Annotated in this window: 14 protein-coding genes, 1 tRNA gene and 2 pseudogenes; 7 read left to right on the top strand and 10 right to left on the bottom strand. The window is 71.7% G+C overall.

What is annotated here, in order from left to right:
• Positions 1-99 (bottom strand): annotated as a pseudogene (locus tag BJF83_RS09905) (redoxin domain-containing protein); the annotation flags it as partial.
• Between the two features lie 14 nt (positions 100-113).
• Positions 114-260: a hypothetical protein gene (locus BJF83_RS28865; RefSeq protein ID WP_262391444.1), complete on the bottom strand. Its 147-nt coding sequence runs from the start codon at positions 258-260 to the stop codon at positions 114-116.
• A gap of 106 nt (positions 261-366) precedes the next feature.
• Here BJF83_RS28865 and BJF83_RS09900 point away from each other — a divergent pair, with 106 nt between their 5' ends.
• Both BJF83_RS09900 and BJF83_RS09895 read left to right on the top strand, forming a co-directional pair.
• Complete coding sequence (locus tag BJF83_RS09900) at positions 367-783, top strand: WhiB family transcriptional regulator (RefSeq protein ID WP_083678474.1); 417 nt, start codon at positions 367-369, stop codon at positions 781-783.
• A complete protein-coding gene (locus BJF83_RS09895; RefSeq protein WP_075926057.1) occupies positions 761-1,012 on the top strand; it encodes a helix-turn-helix domain-containing protein in 252 nt (83 codons plus the stop codon). Before BJF83_RS09900 ends, BJF83_RS09895 begins: the two co-directional genes overlap by 23 nt.
• A gap of 76 nt (positions 1,013-1,088) precedes the next feature.
• On the opposite strand, the gene BJF83_RS09890 is transcribed toward BJF83_RS09895, so the two are convergent.
• The 8 genes and pseudogenes from BJF83_RS09890 to BJF83_RS09860 form a co-directional block, all read right to left on the bottom strand.
• On the bottom strand, positions 1,089-2,477 hold the full coding sequence (locus tag BJF83_RS09890; protein ID WP_075926054.1) for a site-specific integrase: 1,389 nt from the start codon (positions 2,475-2,477) through the stop codon (positions 1,089-1,091).
• Positions 2,478-2,768: 291 nt separating this feature from the next.
• A tRNA-His gene (locus BJF83_RS09885) sits at positions 2,769-2,844 on the bottom strand.
• Positions 2,845-2,912: 68 nt separating this feature from the next.
• Positions 2,913-3,563 (bottom strand): oligoribonuclease, encoded by a 651-nt coding sequence (gene orn / locus BJF83_RS09880; protein WP_075926053.1) that lies wholly within the window; start codon positions 3,561-3,563, stop codon positions 2,913-2,915.
• A gap of 84 nt (positions 3,564-3,647) precedes the next feature.
• Complete coding sequence (locus tag BJF83_RS27850) at positions 3,648-3,944, bottom strand: hypothetical protein (RefSeq protein ID WP_143831844.1); 297 nt, start codon at positions 3,942-3,944, stop codon at positions 3,648-3,650.
• The gene (locus BJF83_RS30995; RefSeq protein WP_075926052.1) at positions 3,865-5,337 is read right to left on the bottom strand and encodes a DUF2510 domain-containing protein; all 1,473 of its coding nucleotides are present in this window, start codon (positions 5,335-5,337) and stop codon (positions 3,865-3,867) included. Before BJF83_RS30995 ends, BJF83_RS27850 begins: the two co-directional genes overlap by 80 nt.
• Before the next feature lie 54 nt (positions 5,338-5,391).
• Positions 5,392-6,027: a hypothetical protein gene (locus BJF83_RS09870; protein WP_075926051.1), complete on the bottom strand. Its 636-nt coding sequence runs from the start codon at positions 6,025-6,027 to the stop codon at positions 5,392-5,394.
• 200 nt (positions 6,028-6,227) lie between these two features.
• A pseudogene (locus BJF83_RS09865) lies at positions 6,228-7,984 on the bottom strand (substrate-binding domain-containing protein).
• Between the two features lie 336 nt (positions 7,985-8,320).
• Positions 8,321-10,057: a substrate-binding domain-containing protein gene (locus tag BJF83_RS09860; RefSeq protein ID WP_075926050.1), complete on the bottom strand. Its 1,737-nt coding sequence runs from the start codon at positions 10,055-10,057 to the stop codon at positions 8,321-8,323.
• A 418-nt stretch (positions 10,058-10,475) separates the two neighbouring features.
• Between BJF83_RS09860 and BJF83_RS09855 the strand changes: the two genes are divergently transcribed.
• The 5 genes from BJF83_RS09855 (at position 10,476) to BJF83_RS09835 (ending at position 16,203) form a co-directional block, all read left to right on the top strand.
• Positions 10,476-11,006 carry a hypothetical protein gene (locus BJF83_RS09855; protein WP_075926049.1) on the top strand — a complete coding sequence of 177 codons (531 nt, stop codon included), beginning with the start codon at positions 10,476-10,478 and terminating at the stop codon, positions 11,004-11,006.
• 161 nt (positions 11,007-11,167) lie between these two features.
• Positions 11,168-11,986 (top strand): RNA methyltransferase, encoded by an 819-nt coding sequence (locus tag BJF83_RS09850; protein WP_075926048.1) that lies wholly within the window; start codon positions 11,168-11,170, stop codon positions 11,984-11,986.
• Between the two features lie 252 nt (positions 11,987-12,238).
• The gene (locus BJF83_RS09845) at positions 12,239-13,159 is read left to right on the top strand and encodes a 2-hydroxyacid dehydrogenase (RefSeq protein WP_075926047.1); all 921 of its coding nucleotides are present in this window, start codon (positions 12,239-12,241) and stop codon (positions 13,157-13,159) included.
• Positions 13,160-13,207: 48 nt separating this feature from the next.
• On the top strand, positions 13,208-14,878 hold the full coding sequence (locus BJF83_RS09840) for a bifunctional 3'-5' exonuclease/DNA polymerase (protein WP_075926046.1): 1,671 nt from the start codon (positions 13,208-13,210) through the stop codon (positions 14,876-14,878).
• A gap of 164 nt (positions 14,879-15,042) precedes the next feature.
• Positions 15,043-16,203: a C40 family peptidase gene (locus tag BJF83_RS09835; RefSeq protein WP_075926045.1), complete on the top strand. Its 1,161-nt coding sequence runs from the start codon at positions 15,043-15,045 to the stop codon at positions 16,201-16,203.
• Positions 16,204-16,423: the final 220 nt, after the last annotated feature.

The raw sequence follows: 16,423 nt of genomic DNA, 5'->3' as shown, positions 1-16,423 counted from the left end.
CGGGGAGATGCCGAGCACGGTGAACCCGGCGGAGTCGAAGTCGCGCAGGTTGTCGCGGAAGTCACAGGACTCCGTGGTGCAGCCGGGCGTCATCGCGGCACCACAACCTTCATTTATTGGTGCTCTCTGTTGATGTTCTGGGCGCAGACGGCGCGGCCAAGATCGCGCAGACAGGCGAGAGCGATGGCGGCGCGCTTTTTCTTCTCGCGCCGCTTTTTCTCGGCTGCTGCGAACTGCTTCGCGGCTCGCTGGGCGAGCACCGGCGGCGCCGCGTGATCGCCACCTCGTGCTCGCGGGTCGGGTGTCGCATCTGCGGCGGGGGCGTCTTCTTAGGAGGTCGTCAGAGGGATCCGGAGACGGATCTGGATGGATCACGAAAGGGCGGACATGGGGGATACGAATCGGCAGCGGCGGCTGGTGGGCCATGTGACGGCGGGGACACCGCGCCCGCGCCCACTACACCGGGGCGGTGTGTCGGGGCCGGACGGGCGGTTTGGCGGCCCCACACGCCCCGACCCGCGCGGCGGGGGCTGGCAGGCCCATGCGGCGTGTTGGGGGATGGACCCGGACCTGTGGTTCCCGGCCCAGGGTGGGTCGGTGCGCCGGGCGAAGCGGGTGTGCCGGGTGTGCCCGGTCCAGATCAACTGTCTGGCCGAGGCGATCAAGCGCGGCGAACTCTATGGGGTGTGGGGCGGCGCCTCGGAGGACGAACGACGCCAGTTCCGCACTGCCCACCGGGACGCGTGTGGGGGAGGTGTTCATGGCCGGGGACGAGCGGCCTGACGAGGTGGACCCGGAGCGGTTGTTGACGATTCCGGAGGCGGCTCGGGTGTTGGCGGTGCCGGAGTCGTGGTTGCGGGAGCGGGTGCGGTTGCGGCGGGTGCCGCATCGCAGACTCGGCAAGCACGTCCGCTTCACCACCACGGATCTGGAGCTGATCGTGGAGCGGGCCGCTCAGCAGGTGGTGGTCCCCGCACGGCGCACCTTCTACGGGCGGCAGGGGCTGCGGTAGGGGAGAAGCAACGAGAAGAGTCGGTGGGGCGGGCCTGGTACCCGCCCCACCAGCTGCCTGGGGCTTGGGATGGCGGTTAGGAGATGAGTCGTAGGCGTCGTTCACCGTCGGGGTCGGTCCAGGGCCCGGTGGGTGGGCCGTCGATGGCTTCGATCATGGTGTCGTCGATGTCGGTGACCAGGTGCCCGTACCGGTCCATGGTCGTGGTGATCGAGGTGTGCCCGAGCCTGCGTTGGATCTTGAACACGTGCACGTCCTTGTCGATCAGCCACGCCACGTGGGTGTGGCGCAGGTCGTGGATGCGCGGCTTCTTCCCGAGTCCTCGTTTCTGGGCTTCCTTGACCCCGGGCACCCACCTGCGGCCGTAGAACGAGGAGTGTCGCCACCAGGACCCTTGCTTGGTGGTGAACACGAACTCTTCTGGTCCCTTGCCTTCCAGGCGGGGGCGGATGAGGTCGATGGTGCCGGGGGAGAGCGGGATGCGCCTGCGGGAGCTGCGGGTCTTGGGCGCACCCAGTTTGAAGGTGTTGTCGGGTTGGCGTTTCCACGCCCTGCGTACGTCCAGATACCCGCGTACGGTCGTGGTCCCGTCGGCCCCGTCGGCTCGGGTGATGGTGATGTCGCGGACCTGGAGGGCGGTGAGTTCGCTGTAGCGCATCCCGGTGCGTGCGAACACCTCCACCATGTCGCGGACGTCCTCGGCCATGGAGTCCCGCAACAGGGTCAACTCTTCGCGGGTGAGGAAGCACATCTCCCAGTCGCCCTCGCCGTCGTCGACGCGGGGTAGGCGGGTGCGTGAGGCCGGGTTCGACGGGCGGATGGGTGGGTCTTCTCGGACGGCGGCCTCGCAGATGGTGAACAGCAGCGCGTGCAGGTTGTGGATGGACTTGGGGGACAGGGGCTTGCGCAGCCATCCCGGTTCCTTCTTGCGGCCTCGGCTGGGAGTGCCGGTCCGGTACGGGGCTGTGGGGTCGGGAGTGCCGGTGCGCAGCTGGTTGACCCAGGCCCGCACGTCCTTCGGCTTGAGCTGGGACGTGTCGCGCAGGTTCACGCTCCCGAAGGTGGGGAGCAGGTGACGTTTGAGGTCGCGGTGGTAGTCGGCGCGGGTGCGTTCTTCGATGCCGGTCATCGAGTCGATGAGTTCACGGGCGAAGTCGGCGAACAGCACCGGCTCCGCCTCCGGCTCGGAGTCGTCCTCCTCGACCTTGACCCACCCGTGTCCGGGAACCCACCCCTGCGCCCATCCCTGCCGGGGGACCCACCCCTGTGCCCACCCGTGGCGGGGGATCCAGTTCTCCGGCCACTGATGGCCGGCGGCTTCGACATGCAGGCGGAAGGTGTGGGCGTCGGCGTGAACGTCGAACGGCTCGGACTGGGGCGCTCCGCCACGGGTGCCGCCGAGCCGCCATTTGACCCAGTACCGGGTGCGCCCGTCGGCCAGTGTGCGCTGGTTGATGGTTGCCATGCGTGGACCATCGCTTGGGTGGGCGGCGAAGCGAAGGGAATCGGTGAAAGATCTTCGAGAACCTTGGCCCCGGACGCCACTACAGCCGGTACGTCACCATTTGCGCGGGATGTCGGGCTGACGCCCCGGTCCGTGCACCCCCCGTGCACCCCCGTCCGGGGGTGAGTGACGGGGTGGGTGGTGCACACCCGCCGGGCGGATCTTTGCCCCCGTGCACCCGCTGGTGCACCCCCGGGCATGCGAAAGGCCCTGACCGCTGCGCGTTTGCGCTGGTCAGGGCCTTGTCGGCTCTGGGGTGAGTGACGGGACTTGAACCCGCGACTTCTTGGACCACAACCAAGTGCTCTACCGGCTGAGCTACACCCACCATGTCCGCCCGGCCTGTGCGACCCTGCGTACATCCAGAATCCTAGCGGACTCTGAGCACTGCTTCGATCAGTTATCAACGTTTCGGCGCTGCGCCGCGGCCTCGCGGGCGGAAACGCCAGTGCCACCGGCCACCACGTCGGCCGCGATGGCGCGTGCCGTCTCGGAGCTGGGGCCCGGCTCGGGCACGAACGCGGCCGCGCGGTAGTAGCGCAGCTCGCGGATGCTCTCGGTGATGTCGGCGAGGGCCCTGTGACCGCCGTTCTTGTCCGGGCTCGCGTAGTACACGCGCGGGTACCAGCGCCGCAGCAGCTCCTTGATGGAGGACACGTCGACCATCCGGTAGTGCAGGAAATCGTCGACGCGCTTCATGTCACGAGCCAGGAAAGTGCGGTCCGTGGCGATCGAGTTGCCGCAGAGCGGGGCTTTGCGCGGCTCCGTCACGTGGTGGCGGATGTGCTCCAGGACCCGGTCCTCTGCCTCCTCAAGGGACACGCCCTTGTCGAGTTCCGCCAGGAGGCCCGAAGTGGTGTGCATGTCCCGGACGAAGTCGCCCATCTGGTCCAGCGCGGCCTGCGGGGGCTTGATGACGATGTCCACACCCTCGTCGAGGATGTTCAACTCGCCATCCGTGACCAGGCACGCCACCTCGATCAGCGCGTCGTTGTCGAGGTCGAGCCCCGTCATCTCGCAGTCGATCCACACCAGACAGTCGTTCATACCGGCCAGCTTAGGCCGTGTCGTGAGTGCCGGGTATGGCGAAGGGCGGCCGGACCTGGATGGACCGACCGCCCCCGGTGTCCTTCAGAACCAGACGAACTGTCCTGGGAAGCCGACGGCGAAGACCCGGTACATCCAGTCGTACGCGCCCCCCAGTTGGAGGTAGGCGAGAACGCCGAGGGCGGCGAGGATCAGGAGGAACGTGGTGCAGCCGCACCCGCAGCCGCCCTTCCTCCTCCGTGTCGCCTCAGGTGGAGGGTGGGGTCGCTGCGGCGGCTGCTGATCGCCTCCGCCCGACTTCTTACGCCGACCCCACCGCGAGCGGCGGGGTGCGTTTCCGGGCTGCCCGCCGGACGCCCCCTGGGGAGGCTGACCGGCCACGGGGGGCTGCCCGGGCGCGGCGGACGGCGAATAGGGAGGCGGTGCCTGCCGGGGGTAGCCCTGGGACGGGCGTCCCTGCCCGGGACGGCTCAGCTGGTGCGACGGCGGGACGGGCGGTCCCTGCGGCGGGCGGCCCGGAGCGCTCGGGGGTGCGGGCGGCGGGTATCCGGGCGGGGCGTTGTACTCGCCCGGACGAGGAGCGTTGGGCTGCTGGTACTGGGGGTAGCCCGGCTGGTAAGGCCCGGGCCGCGGGTAGCCGCCCTGGGGCGGACCGTAGGGCGGAGGCGGGGCGCCCCGCCCCCGCTGGGGGCCGGGATACGGCTGCTGTGGCGCGCTCGGGGCCTGTTGGCTGGTACCCGTGCGGCGGGGGGTGAGACCGGATACTGCTGGGGCGCGGCCGGAGGGTGGCGGTTGGGGCCCGACGGCTGCCCGGGGTGGGGCGGGTACGGCTGCTGGGGTCCCGAGGGCTGGTGTTGGTGGGGCTGTTGAGGTCCGGATGGCTGCTCTTGGTGCGACTCCTGAGGTCCCGAGGGTTCCTCGGAGCGCGGCTGCTCGACGGGCGGCGTTCGCGGGAGGCCCTGGCCCTCCCCCGAGGGAGCGTTGGCGGCCGGGGCCGTCGCCTGGCGCTGGGCGGCTTCCTCGGCCCGCTTCCTGGCCTCCGCCTCCCGAAGGACGCGTTCCGCCTCCTCCTGCCTGTGACGCTGCTCGCGGCGCTCCTCACTGAGGTCGGCCCAGCCCTCTCTGAGGCTGCCGAGGAAACGGTTGAACCGTCCGCCCATGCTCCCGGCGGCCGGGTCGGTCTCGTCCACCGGGCCGGAGAACACCGGGTCGTTGGGGTTGAAGACCGCCGTGCGCGGCGCTTCGGCGTCCGTACCGGGCGCATGGGCGCTCTCGTCCGGGTCGGACACGGCGGTGCGCGGGGTCTCGTCGGTCCGCTGGGTACCGAGCGCCACAGCGCCAGGGGCCTGGTTGATCGCGTCGGTGATGTTCGAGGTGGGGACTCGTCCTCGGTCAGGTCCGCGGTCGGGAGTTCGTCGTCGTCCTGGGGTGGGCGGGGAAGATCGGCCGGATCGACGCGGATGGTGGCGCCGACTTCGCCCAGGTCAGCGGTCGGCGGTTCGTCCTCGGAGCCGGCGTCGCTCCTGACCCAGGTGGGGTCGATGCGCATGGTGCTCGGCTCATCGCCCACCGGGGCGGGGGTGGCGGACGGGCCCAGGCGGACGGTTCCCTCGTCGTCGGCGCTGGCCTGTCCCCCGTCCGACGTTCCGGTCTGGTTCTGGAGTTCGCTCAGCGAACGCGTGTGCCGCGTCCACGCCTGGCCGTCCCACCATCTGAGCGCCTGCGCGTCGCCGTGCGGATCGGCGTACCAACCCGGCTCGATTGTTCCACCCATGGCCGACAGACTAAGGGGTCGTAGCGTCGGGGGAGACCACTGGCGTCCCGTTCCTCACCGTCTGGAGACCGCCGTCGGCTGCCGCCCGGACCGTCGCGGTCCGGGCGGCGTCCGCACGCCGGGATCGGCGGGCGCGGAGAACAACCGTGCGCCGTCCAGCGGTCCCGGGCCCTTGGACGATGAACCGGGCACCTGGTCGTGGCTGAAGTACCCGCCCCGCGACCACGCACGCGCCAGTGCCTCGGCCGGGGCGCCTCGGTGCCCCGGAGGACCCGCGGGCCACCGGCGCGCAACGTCCCAGGAGTCCAACCACGCCAGGATCGGTGACAGTCCGAGCATCGGCCCGTCGGTGAAGGGTTCCTCGGGGCGGGCGACCACCGCCACCGTCAGGCACACCCGTCCCTCGTTGCCGTGGTCCACGTGGAGCGCGTACCGGTACGTGCGCCCCATCGGCATCCGGCTGCGGCGGGTGGCGGCCAACGACTGCACGACCTCGCCCGTCACCGGGTTCCACACCAGGTGCACCGACCGGCCCTCGTCGACCAGCCGCCGCGCCTCCTCCTTGGCGGACCACGCGTCGGGGCCGGAGCCGGTCACCGTCCACACCGCGCGGGGCGCACCGATCCCCGAGGGCCCCGGGGCGTTGCCTCCGTCGATCCGTTCGGCACCGGGCATCCACGCGTCGAACATGGCAGTTCCCCATCCGGTCGTCATGCGTCCGGGCACGGCACGGCCGGTCGGCACCCGGTCGGGCCTGGTCTTCCACTGAGTACGCCAAGTCGGCCGAGAAGTCCATAGTCCTTGTCCGCGGGACAGGGTCATGTCACCTTTGGGGCCCCGGTACCGATCGGTGCGGGGCCGGGGGTGGTACCGGCCGCCCGGGGAGCCGGTCACTCCTCCTCGTCCCCCGTGATGCGCAGGGAGAACGCCTGGAGGAAGATCTCGCCGATCTCGGTCGGGTCCTCCGTCATGTAGGCGGCTCCGCCCGTGGCGGCCGCGATCCGCTGGAGCGGTTCCAGGTTCCGCACGTCGGGGCCGAAGGCGATCGTGACGATCGGGATCGGGCGCGAGGGGCTCGACATGTCCTCGATCTGGGCGAGCAGCGCGTCCAGCTCCAGTCCGCCGGGGTTGTCGTTGTCCCCGTCCGTGAGCATGAGGATGACGTTGGTGCGGTCCGGCCGGTAGGTGCGCGACATCTCCTGGTAGGCGGCGAGGTAGGTCTCGTAGAGCGCCGTGTCCCCCTGCGGCATCGGTGTCAGCCCCGACAGTGCGTTCGCCAGCACGTCGCGCTGGGCGGCGCCCTGCTCGCCGGTCGCCTGGAGCTCCCGGACGGGTGCCAGTTCCGCGTAGTGGAGGTCGTTGTTGACGTTGGTGGAGAACCGCCACAGCCCCAGCTCGGAGGTGGGTGTGAACATCTGGAGTCCCTCGGTGGCCGCGGCGCTGGTGACCTGCATGCGGGTCATGCCGGTTCCGGGCACCTCGGCGAGCATGGAACCCGAGACGTCCACGATGGCGAGCACCCGGGAGTCCATCTTCAGCTGGTTCCAGGTGCGCGTCAGATCGGTGACCGAATCCTCGGGCGGCGTCGGCAGTTCCTGGGGGGCCGTGGCGCGGAACCCGACGTCCTCGGTGAGCACAGAGGCGTCGATCTCGCCCTCGGAGCCTCGGAAGCCGTGGGCGAGTAGGGCGGTTTGGGCCTCGTCGGAGCGCACGGCGTTGCGGAACACGTCGGCGGCGCGGGTGATGTCGCTCTCCTCGCTGCGCACCACGTAGGGGTAGTCGAGGTAGTAGGTCCCGCCCTCCAGGTAGCTGGCCTGGGCGCTGGCGTCCTGGTGGGTGGTGTTGTAGCGCCACACGGCCTGCTCGGACATGAGCATCGCCGGCGGGGCTTGTTCGGTGCCGCCGCTGAGGGCGAGGAAGGCCGCGTCCTCGTCGGGCGAGGCGCCTGGTGCAGCGCCTGGAGGGCCGCGGTCATGCTCGCGTTGTAGGCGTTCTCGTCCGCGCTGGCCTCCTCCAGCGCTCCGCTGAGGAGGTAGAGGGTGCCCAGCCCGGTGGAGCTGCGCGCCGGGTCGACGATGCGCAGGGTCCGCTCGGCCCGCTCACCGGGGGCGGTGGTGGGGACGACGTCCGTCCAGCTGCGTTCGGCCCCGCCGTCCGCGAACTCGGCGAGTTCGGCGATGACGAGCGGGGAGCGGGCGACCGATGTTCCGGTCTCGGTGATGACGGCGTCCCCGGATTGGTTCCGCACCAGCCGGGGCCACACGGAGGAGTCCGGGATCCACACGTCGGAGTCGGTGTCGCCCATGGTCGCTCCGGCGCCGGTGATGCCGAAGGCGACGTTGGCCGAGTCGACCTGGCGGATCTCGGCGCTCACGCACCGCCCGTCCACGGTGTTCACCTGGGCGTTGAAGTCCGCGGCCAGGGTGTCCAGGGCGGGGGCGAGTTCGGGGCTGACCGCCACGTCGAGCTCGATGTCCGAACCACGGCAGCCGTCGGCCTGTTCGAACATGTACACGCCCGCCACGGCCAGGCCGACCACGATCACCAGTGCGGCGGCCAGGGCGGCGAAGGCTCCGCCGCGCCCGCGACGGCGCCGGTTCCTGCGGCGGTCGGGCTCTTCTGCGTATCTTCCGCGGTGACGTCCCACAGCTTTCCTCACGGGGGTGGTGTACGGACGGGCGTCGGGGCCGGCGACTGGTACGGCTCGCACACGCCCGGTGTCCGATGTGTCGGGATCGGCCGGGTGTTACTGGTCGGAACAGTACTCAACCGGTCGGGGCGGGCGGGGGCCGCCTCGGTTGGGCCGATGGGGTTCCGATGGTGTCTGTTCGGTGTGATCGGGGTCGCTATTCGGGTCATGCTGGAGGAATTCGGGCGGATCGGTTGGGTTGACGTGCCCGGGTTCGGCTGGACCGAAAAGCCCATCCGATACCGAATCGCAACCGGCCCGCGTCTGTTCGGAACCAGGACGCGGGCCGGATGGTCAGTTGTCGCAGTTGGGAACGCACAGCCGCCGGGAGATCGAACTCAGGAAGATGTCTCCGATCTCGTCGGGGTCGTCGGTCACGAACAGGGAGCCGCTCGTGGCGGCGGCGATCTGGCGCAGCTCGGCCTCCTCGGACTGAGCCCCGAAGGCGATGATGAACATGCTGACCGGGCGCTCCGGGTCGAACCGGTCCTGCAACGCGGCGACGAGCTCCGCGTGCGAGATATCGCTCGAACCGCCGTCCCGCCCGGCGGTGAGCAGGATGACGCTGTTGATCTTGTCCTCGTGGAAGTTGTCCCGCACCAGGTCGTAGGCGTCCAGGATGTTGTCGTACAGCCGGGACCCGCCGCCGCGCACCGTGATCCCCTCGGCGACTTCGATGAGCTCCTGGCGCCGGGTGGTCTCGTCCTCCCCGTCCGACTCGCCCAGCAGGAGCATCTCGGCGGCCTCGTCGCGGCCCTGGTCGTCGTACTCGTCCGACATCAGCCACAGGCCCATGTCGGTCTCGTCGGGGAACAGGGACAGTCCCAGCAGGGCCGCTCGTTGGGCGACCTCCATCCGGCTGGGTCCGCCGTCGAGGTCCGCGGTCATGTTCTCGGAGGTGTCGGCCAGCACCAGGGAGCGACTGGGCATCGACAGCCGGTTCCAGTCCGTGACGGAGGCGAGCAGGGCGTCCCCGGTCAGGTCGCCGTGCGTCGTCGGCTCCTCGGGGACGTCCCAGGGCTGCGCGGCCAGGGCGGGCGGGGCGTTGCCCCCCGGACCGCGGAAGCCCAGGTCGAGCAGGCGCGTGCGGTGTCCCTCCTCGCCCAGCACCTCGTACAGGTCGGCGGACGCCGACCGGAGCGCGGGGTCGTCGGTGGCGGTGACGTAGGGGTAGTCGAGGCTGACCGTGCCCTCGTCCGGGTAGAGTGCCGCCAACTCAGGAGCCGAGGCGGAGCGTTCGTCGTTGTAGGACGCGACCGCCTGTTCGGGGACCACGATCACCGGGTCCACGCGCTGGCCCGCGGCGGGCGAGCCGGTGAAGAACGTCCCCAGGTCGATCTCGCCGAAGGCGCTGTCGAGCTGTACGTCGCGGACGAAGTCGGTCATCGCGGTGTCGGCGGCGTCGTCGGCGCCCAGGATGCGGCGGACCGCGTGCATGACGGTCATGCCGTCGGCGCCGCGGTTGGGGTCGACCATGACCAGGGGGCGGTCCGGTTCGCGCCCGCCGGGAAGGACGAGCTCCCAACTGGCCGCCCCGGGCTCCGGCAGCCCCTCGGCGCCCGCGGGGGCGGCGAGGACCACGGGCGAACTGGCCAGGGAGGGCGGGTCGGTCCCGATGGTGTGTGTGCCGCCCGCCGAGACCCGTGCGAGCTCGACCCACACGGAGGACTCGGGGACCCATACGTGCGGGGCGATGGTGGAGCTGTCCCGCTGACCTCCGGCCAGCGCGGACATGATGCGGTGCGGTGCGATCTCGTCGACCTGCGCGTACACGCAGTCGCCCCCGTATCCGGGCTCCCGGTCGTTGAACTCGGTGGCCGCCTCGCGCAGGACGGGAGCGATGCTCTGGGTCGCGGACACGCGCAGGTACCGGACGTCGCCGCAGCCGAGCGCGTCCAGACCGAAGGGGATCGCGATCGCGGCGATCACGATGAGCGCGACGGCGATGACGGTGAACCCCAGCGGAGACCGGGCCGCCCGGCTGGCGGTGGCCTCGGCCGACGCGGGGAATCGGTGACGTCCACTGGGCAACGGGCTTCTCCGGGGAGTGTCGGTGCGCTGCTCGCCGACGGGGGCCGTCGGCGAGCCCGGCGGGGTTCGGCACGGAGCCGTGCCGTCGGGGCTCCCGTGTGAGGGGTGCGAACCATCGCGGTGCGGGCGGCGTCTCACGGGGTGAGTCTCAAACGACCAGCCGAATGTGACGGACCTTTCTTCGTCAGGACCTTACTCGTTGGTAACGGGGGTGCGAAAGAGGTCGACCGCCGACCGCGGGACGACCATCGACGTGATGCGCCCGCTCGGCCGAGGGTGACCCCTTTGTTACCGTGCTCTCCGAAGCAGTACTCCGTTCCCACGGATAGGCTGGGGACTCTCCCGTATCCCCGCGGCGGCCCTTCCCGCATCCGTGTCGCGGACGTCCGTGTGACCACCGACCCCCGAGGGTTATGGCATGTCCCAGAAGCACCGAGACCACCGGAGCCGAGGCACGCTCGGCACCGCCCTGCTCGCCGGCGCCTGCTGCGCGGGTGCGGTGGCCTACGCCCTGCTCGCGGGTCCCGCGCTGCTGCCCGCGGAGGACGTGCAGGCGACGGCGGCCATGACCCCTGACCTGGCCGGTCCGATCGCGCAGGACGCCGAGGAGGCGGTCGAGACCGGTCCGGTCGGGCAGCTGCGCGTCCAGGTCAGCGACCGCGACCGCGCGTGGGTGCGGACCCTCGACTGCACCGGGGACCCGGACGGGGACCCCGAGGCCTGCTCCGCGCTGGCCCAGGTCGAGGCGGGGCTGGACGACGTCTCCGAGGGATTGTTCACCGAGGTGCGTGAGGGAACGGTGTGCACCGACCAGGTGTACGGTCCGCAGCATGCCACGATCGTGGGCACCTGGGAGGGGCAGGAGGTCGAGACGAGGCTGTCGCGGACCGGCTCCTGTGAGGAGGCGCGCTGGCAGCGGCTGCGTCCCCTCACCGAACGGATCGGCTGAGGCGCGGTCTCGCCGGTCTCCGGCGCGCTCTGCGGTCCTCTCCGGGGGACACACTCCCGCGCCGGCCGCGCACTCCGTCCAGGCCCGACGGTCGGCGTCCGCCGACCCCGCGCCCGCCGCCCGTCCAGGGGGAGCCGGGATAGCCGGGATAATGGTGGCTCATGAGCGCCATCAGGGTCTCCGACCCCGCCGATCCCCGTCTGGCCGACTACACCCGGTTGCGCGACGTCAACCTGCGCCGCCACCTGGAGGCCGAGCACGGGCTCTTCATGGCCGAGGGCGAGAAGGTGATCCGCCGCGCGGCCCGCGCCGGTTTCGAGCCCCGCAGCTTCCTGCTCACCGAGCGGCGGGCCGAAGCGCTCGATGACGTGGTGGCCGACAGCAACGCCCCGCTCTACGTGGTCAGTGAGGACACCGCCCACCGGCTCGTCGGGTTCGACCTGCACAGGGGGGCGCTCGCCGCCTTCCACCGGCGCCCGCTGCCCGACCTCGACGACGTCCTGGCCTGGGCGCGCACCATCGTCGTGCTGGAGGACCTGGTGGACCACACCAACGTGGGCGCCGTCTTCCGCAGCGCCGCCGGTCTGGGCGTCGACGCGGTGGTCCTCGCGCCGCGCTGCGCCGACCCCCTCTACCGGAGGTCCGTCAAGGTGTCGATGGGTGCGGTCTTCACCCTTCCGTACACACGGCTGGACGACTGGTACGGCGGTCCGGACACGCTGCGGAAGGCCGGTTTCCACCTCATGGCACTCACCCCAGGGGAGGGCTCCCTGCCGCTGCGCGACGCGATGTCCGCACTGGTGCGGTCGGACCGGGTCGGGCTGCTCCTGGGGACCGAGGGGGTGGGGCTCTCGGCACGCTGGCTCGACCGGGCCACGGCACGCGTGCACATCCCGATGGCCGACCGGGACGTGGACTCGCTCAACGTCACCGCCGCGGCCGCCATCGCCTGCTACGAACTGGTGCGGTCCCTGAGGTGACCGGCGCCGCACGGGCCGGGCCAGGGCGTGTGCCGTGGATGCCGCCCGCCGCGAGGCCGAAGTAGGGAACGAGGGCGGGGGTCCTTGCGATGGATGGAACGGGCGGTAGTCGTGCCGGGGCGCCGAGCAGCGGGGGACGCGTCCGCGGAACACGCCTTAGGCTGGTGCCTGACAAGGACCCCAACGCGTGTTCCCAGGTGCGCGTCCCCACCGCTTCCGGGGGCGCGCCAGCAGAGCGGAGGGAACAGCCACATGGGCGGTCGAGCACTCGTGCAGTGGGAGCAGAACCGGGCCAACGCCCCCGATCCACGCGCCGTGGACCTGTACGGGGGAGGCGCGGCGCCCGAGTCCGCACTGGAGGAGGTGGCCTTCTACCAGGTGCCGTACACCCCCTCCACCCAGGGCGCCGACGCGCGTCTGGACATCATCGCGCGGATGCCCGCTCTGGAGGTCGTCCAACTCCTGTCCTCGGGGTACGAGCACGTCCTGTCCCACGTTCCGGAGCACGTGACGCTGTGCAACGGGCGCGGACTGCACGACGCCAGCACCGCCGAACACGCCCTCGCCCTGATGCTGGCGGCCCAGCGCGACCTGCCCCGGTGGGCCCTCGACCAGAGGGACCACCGCTGGGGGCCGGTTCCGCAGCGCTCGCTGGCCGACTCCCGGGTGATGGTCATCGGCTACGGCAGCATCGGCGAGGCGGTGGAGTGCCGCCTGCTCCCGTTCGAGACGGAGGTCGTGCGGGTGGCCAGCCGCGCCCGCCCCGATGAGGGCGTGCACGGCGTCGACGAACTGCACGCCCTGCTGCCCGGCGCGGACGTCGTCGTTCTCGTCACGCCGCTCACCGAGCGCACGCGCGGCCTGTTCGGCGCGCGGGAGTTCGCCCTCCTGAGGGACGACGCTCTCGTGGTCAACGTGGGGCGCGGCCCGGTCCTCGACACCGAGGCACTGCTGGCGCAGAACGGTCGTGTCCGGGCGGCCCTGGACGTCACCGACCCGGAGCCGCTTCCGGCCGACCACCCGTTGTGGGACGCGCCGGGTGTCCTCGTCACGCCGCACGTCGCGGGCGGGTCGTCGGCTTTCTACCCCCGAGCGCGTGCCTTCCTGGCCCGGCAGTTGGCCCGCTGGGCCACGGGCGAGCCACTCGCCAACGTCGTCCGCCCGGCGCGTTGACCATCCCGCTATGGGCGGAATGTCGGTATCGCGGGTCACACTGGAAGCATGCGGATAGCGTTGGTCGCCGACGGCGAGGGCGGCGGTTGGCTCCAGGAGCTCGGTGAGGCCTCCGGTCAGGTCCGCCGTGTCACCGACCTCGCCGACGCCGTCCGCCGAGCCGAGCTCGCCCACCCCGAGCGACCGCGCTGGGTGTGGTCCGCGAGCGAGGACGTCTACCCCGACCTGGTCGGCGCCGGGGTGCGCGTGGCGCGCTGCCACGACGTCGCTCTGACCGAGGCGCTCCTCCTCGGATACCGCGGGCGCCACGACGAGGCGCACTCCCTGGGCGCGGCCTGGGCCCGGTTGCACGGCCGTCCCGTCCCCGACGATCCGGTGCGCCCCCCGGGGGAGGGCGCCGCCGCCCAGCCCGCCCTGTTCGAGGCCGACCGCTCCACCCTCCCACCGGGCACCGACCGCCTGGCCGCACTGGTCGAGGTCCACGAGGACCAGCTGCGCCGCACCGCCGAACTACCGGATTCGTCGCGGATGAGGCTGCTGACGGCGGTGGAGTCGGCGGGCGGTCTGGCCGCGGCGGAGATGAGCCACGACGGGCTGCCCTGGCGACCCGACGTCCACGACGAGATCCTCACCGTCCTGCTCGGACCCCGGCCCCCGGCCGGGCAGCGGCCCCGCGTCCTCGCCGAGCTGGCCGCGCGCATCAGCGACACCGTCGGCCGCGACGTCAATCCGGACTCCCCGGCACAGGTGCTCAGGGCGATGGCGGGGATCGGACACCCCGTCGAGTCGACCCGCTCCTGGGTGCTGGAACGCGTCGACCACCCCGTGGTTCCCCTGCTCCTGCGCTACAAGGAGCTCTCCCGCCTGCACTCCGCCAACGGGTGGGGCTGGTTGGACACCTGGGTGCGTGAGCGCCTCGGGCCGCACGGCGAACGGCTCGGCCGCTTCCACCCCGACTACGTGGTCGGCGGGGTCGTCTCCGGCCGGTGGGCCACCCGTGGCGGCGGCGCCCTCCAGATCCCCAAGGCCGTGCGCGGGGCGGTGCGGGCCGATCCGGGCTGGGTGCTCGTGCGCGCCGACGCCGGTCAGCTCGAACCCCGTGTCCTGGCGGCCGTGTCCGGGGACGACGCCCTGGCGGCCGCGGCGGCGGAGGACGACCTCTACGCCCGGCTGGCCTCCCACGTCGGCGGTGACCGCGAGCGCGCCAAGATCGGCATGCTCGCGGCCATGTACGGCCAGACCTCCGGTGACGCCGCCCCGTTGCTGAGCACCATGCGCCGCCTCTACCCCCGGGCCCTGGAGTACGTGGACCGGGCGGCCCGGACCGGCGAGGAGGGCGGGACCGTCCGTTCGTGGCTGGGGCGCACCTCGCCCGCGCCGCCGTCGTGGCCGACCGTCGTGGCCGATCCCGGCGGTGACCGCCGCCGTCGCGCCCACGGCCGTTTCACCCGCAACTTCGTCGTGCAGGCCACGGCCGCGGAGTGGGCGCTCGTCCTGTTGGCGGCGCTCCGGCAACGCCTGCCGTCGCTGCCGGAAGGCGCCGGGATCGTCTTCTTCGTGCACGACGAGGTCGTCCTCCACGTTCCCTGCTCCATGGCGCGGGAGACCCTGCGAGCCATCGCCGACGCCGAAACCCGCACCCGGATCACCCTGTTCGGGGACACTCCGGTCCGATTCCCCATGGACACGGTCGTCACTGACGATTACGCACGACACTGACCGAAACAGGACAGGCGGCGTCGTGTGTCCGCTACCGGACGGCGTGGACTTCTTGCAAACTTGCCCGGCTACGCCCATTCTTGGACCCGGACGTATCGTCAGCCCGCTGCCCCAGGGGTGCCCCATCCCCGTCCGGCGGTACTCAGAAAGGGTGAGATCCCCCCGTGCGGAGCCGTTTCAGATCATGTGCGGGAACCACCGCCGCGTTCGCGGTCGCCTTCACCGCCCTCGGGGCGACCCCCGCGTGGGCGGAGCCGGTCGTCGAGGACCGGCCGCCCGTCACCGACCGACTCGCCGCCGACCAGAGCCCCAGCGGAGTCGCCCCTGACGAGGGCGCCCCCGACGTCGCCGACGCCGACGCGCTGCGACGTGACGCACGCGTCGCCCCCTTCCGGGAGGCACGCAGCGTCGAGTACTTCGCCGTCGCCCCGGAGAGCCTGCCCCGCGAGGCGGTCAGGGCGGTCCGCGGCATCGAAGGCGTCGAACACGTCGTGACCGTGGACGCGGCGCGCGTCGGGATCGACGGAGAACCCACCTCCGTGCTCGGCGTCGACCCCTCGACCTTCCGCAACCACGCCCCCGCCCCCTCCGCGGAGTCGGACGAGATCTGGCAGGGCGTCGCCGAGGGCCGCATCGCCCTGTCGAACACGGTCGGCACCGAGCGCGACCTCGCGTTGGGCAGCGAGGTGAGCGTCGCGGGCGGCCGGGGCCAGGTGGACCTGGAGGTCTGGACGCACGCCACCTCCGGCATCGCCGGGATCGACGCCCTCGTCTCCCGCGACCGCGCCGCCGAACTGGGGATGCCCGAGGGCAACGCGCTGCTCGTGTCCGCCCCCGACGCGGACCTGTGGGCGCTGTTCGACGCTCTGTCGGACACCCTGGGCGAGGACGTCTCCCTCCAGTTGGTCGCCGACGCCGACGCGCCGGCCGAGCCCGGCCAGACCGTTCCCCCCTCGGTCATCGAGCGCGTCATCGCCCACGCTGAGAGTCAGATCGGCGTGCCCTACGTGTGGGGCGGCCAGACCCCCGAGGGCGGCTTCGACTGCTCGGGACTGCTGCAGTGGGCCTTCCGCGAGGCGGGCGTGGACATCCCCCGCGTCACGCACGACCAGTGGAACGCTGGTGAACGCGTCGACTTCGAGGACGCCGAGCGCGGCGACCTGCTCTTCTGGCGCTCGGACCCGACCGCGCCCGACTACATCTCGCACGTGGCCATCTACCTGGGCGACGGCATGATGCTGGAGGCACCGCGCACCGGTCTGGACGTGCGCGTGACCGAGGTGCGGACGGCGAGCTTCGCGGGCGTGGTGCGCGTGCGGACCTGACCCCGCGCGGCTCCCCTCCTCGCCGGAACAAGAGCGGGCCGTGGTGTCACCGCGTCGGTGGCACCACGGCCCGCTCGTCTCTCCTTGTCCGAAGAACCCAGCCGGGAGGGGAAGGCAGGCCTCGGTTCAGGAGGGGGGACAGGGTCGTCGCTGAGGGAGGGGGAGACAGCGCACGCACCCTGTATTCGGTGGTATTGAGTTCTGAGGGGACGCACGACCG

The organism is Nocardiopsis sp. CNR-923 (genome assembly GCF_001942255.1).
Taxonomy (GTDB): Bacteria; Actinomycetota; Actinomycetes; order Streptosporangiales; family Streptosporangiaceae; genus Nocardiopsis.
This window is presented reverse-complemented; position numbering and strand designations above follow the sequence as displayed.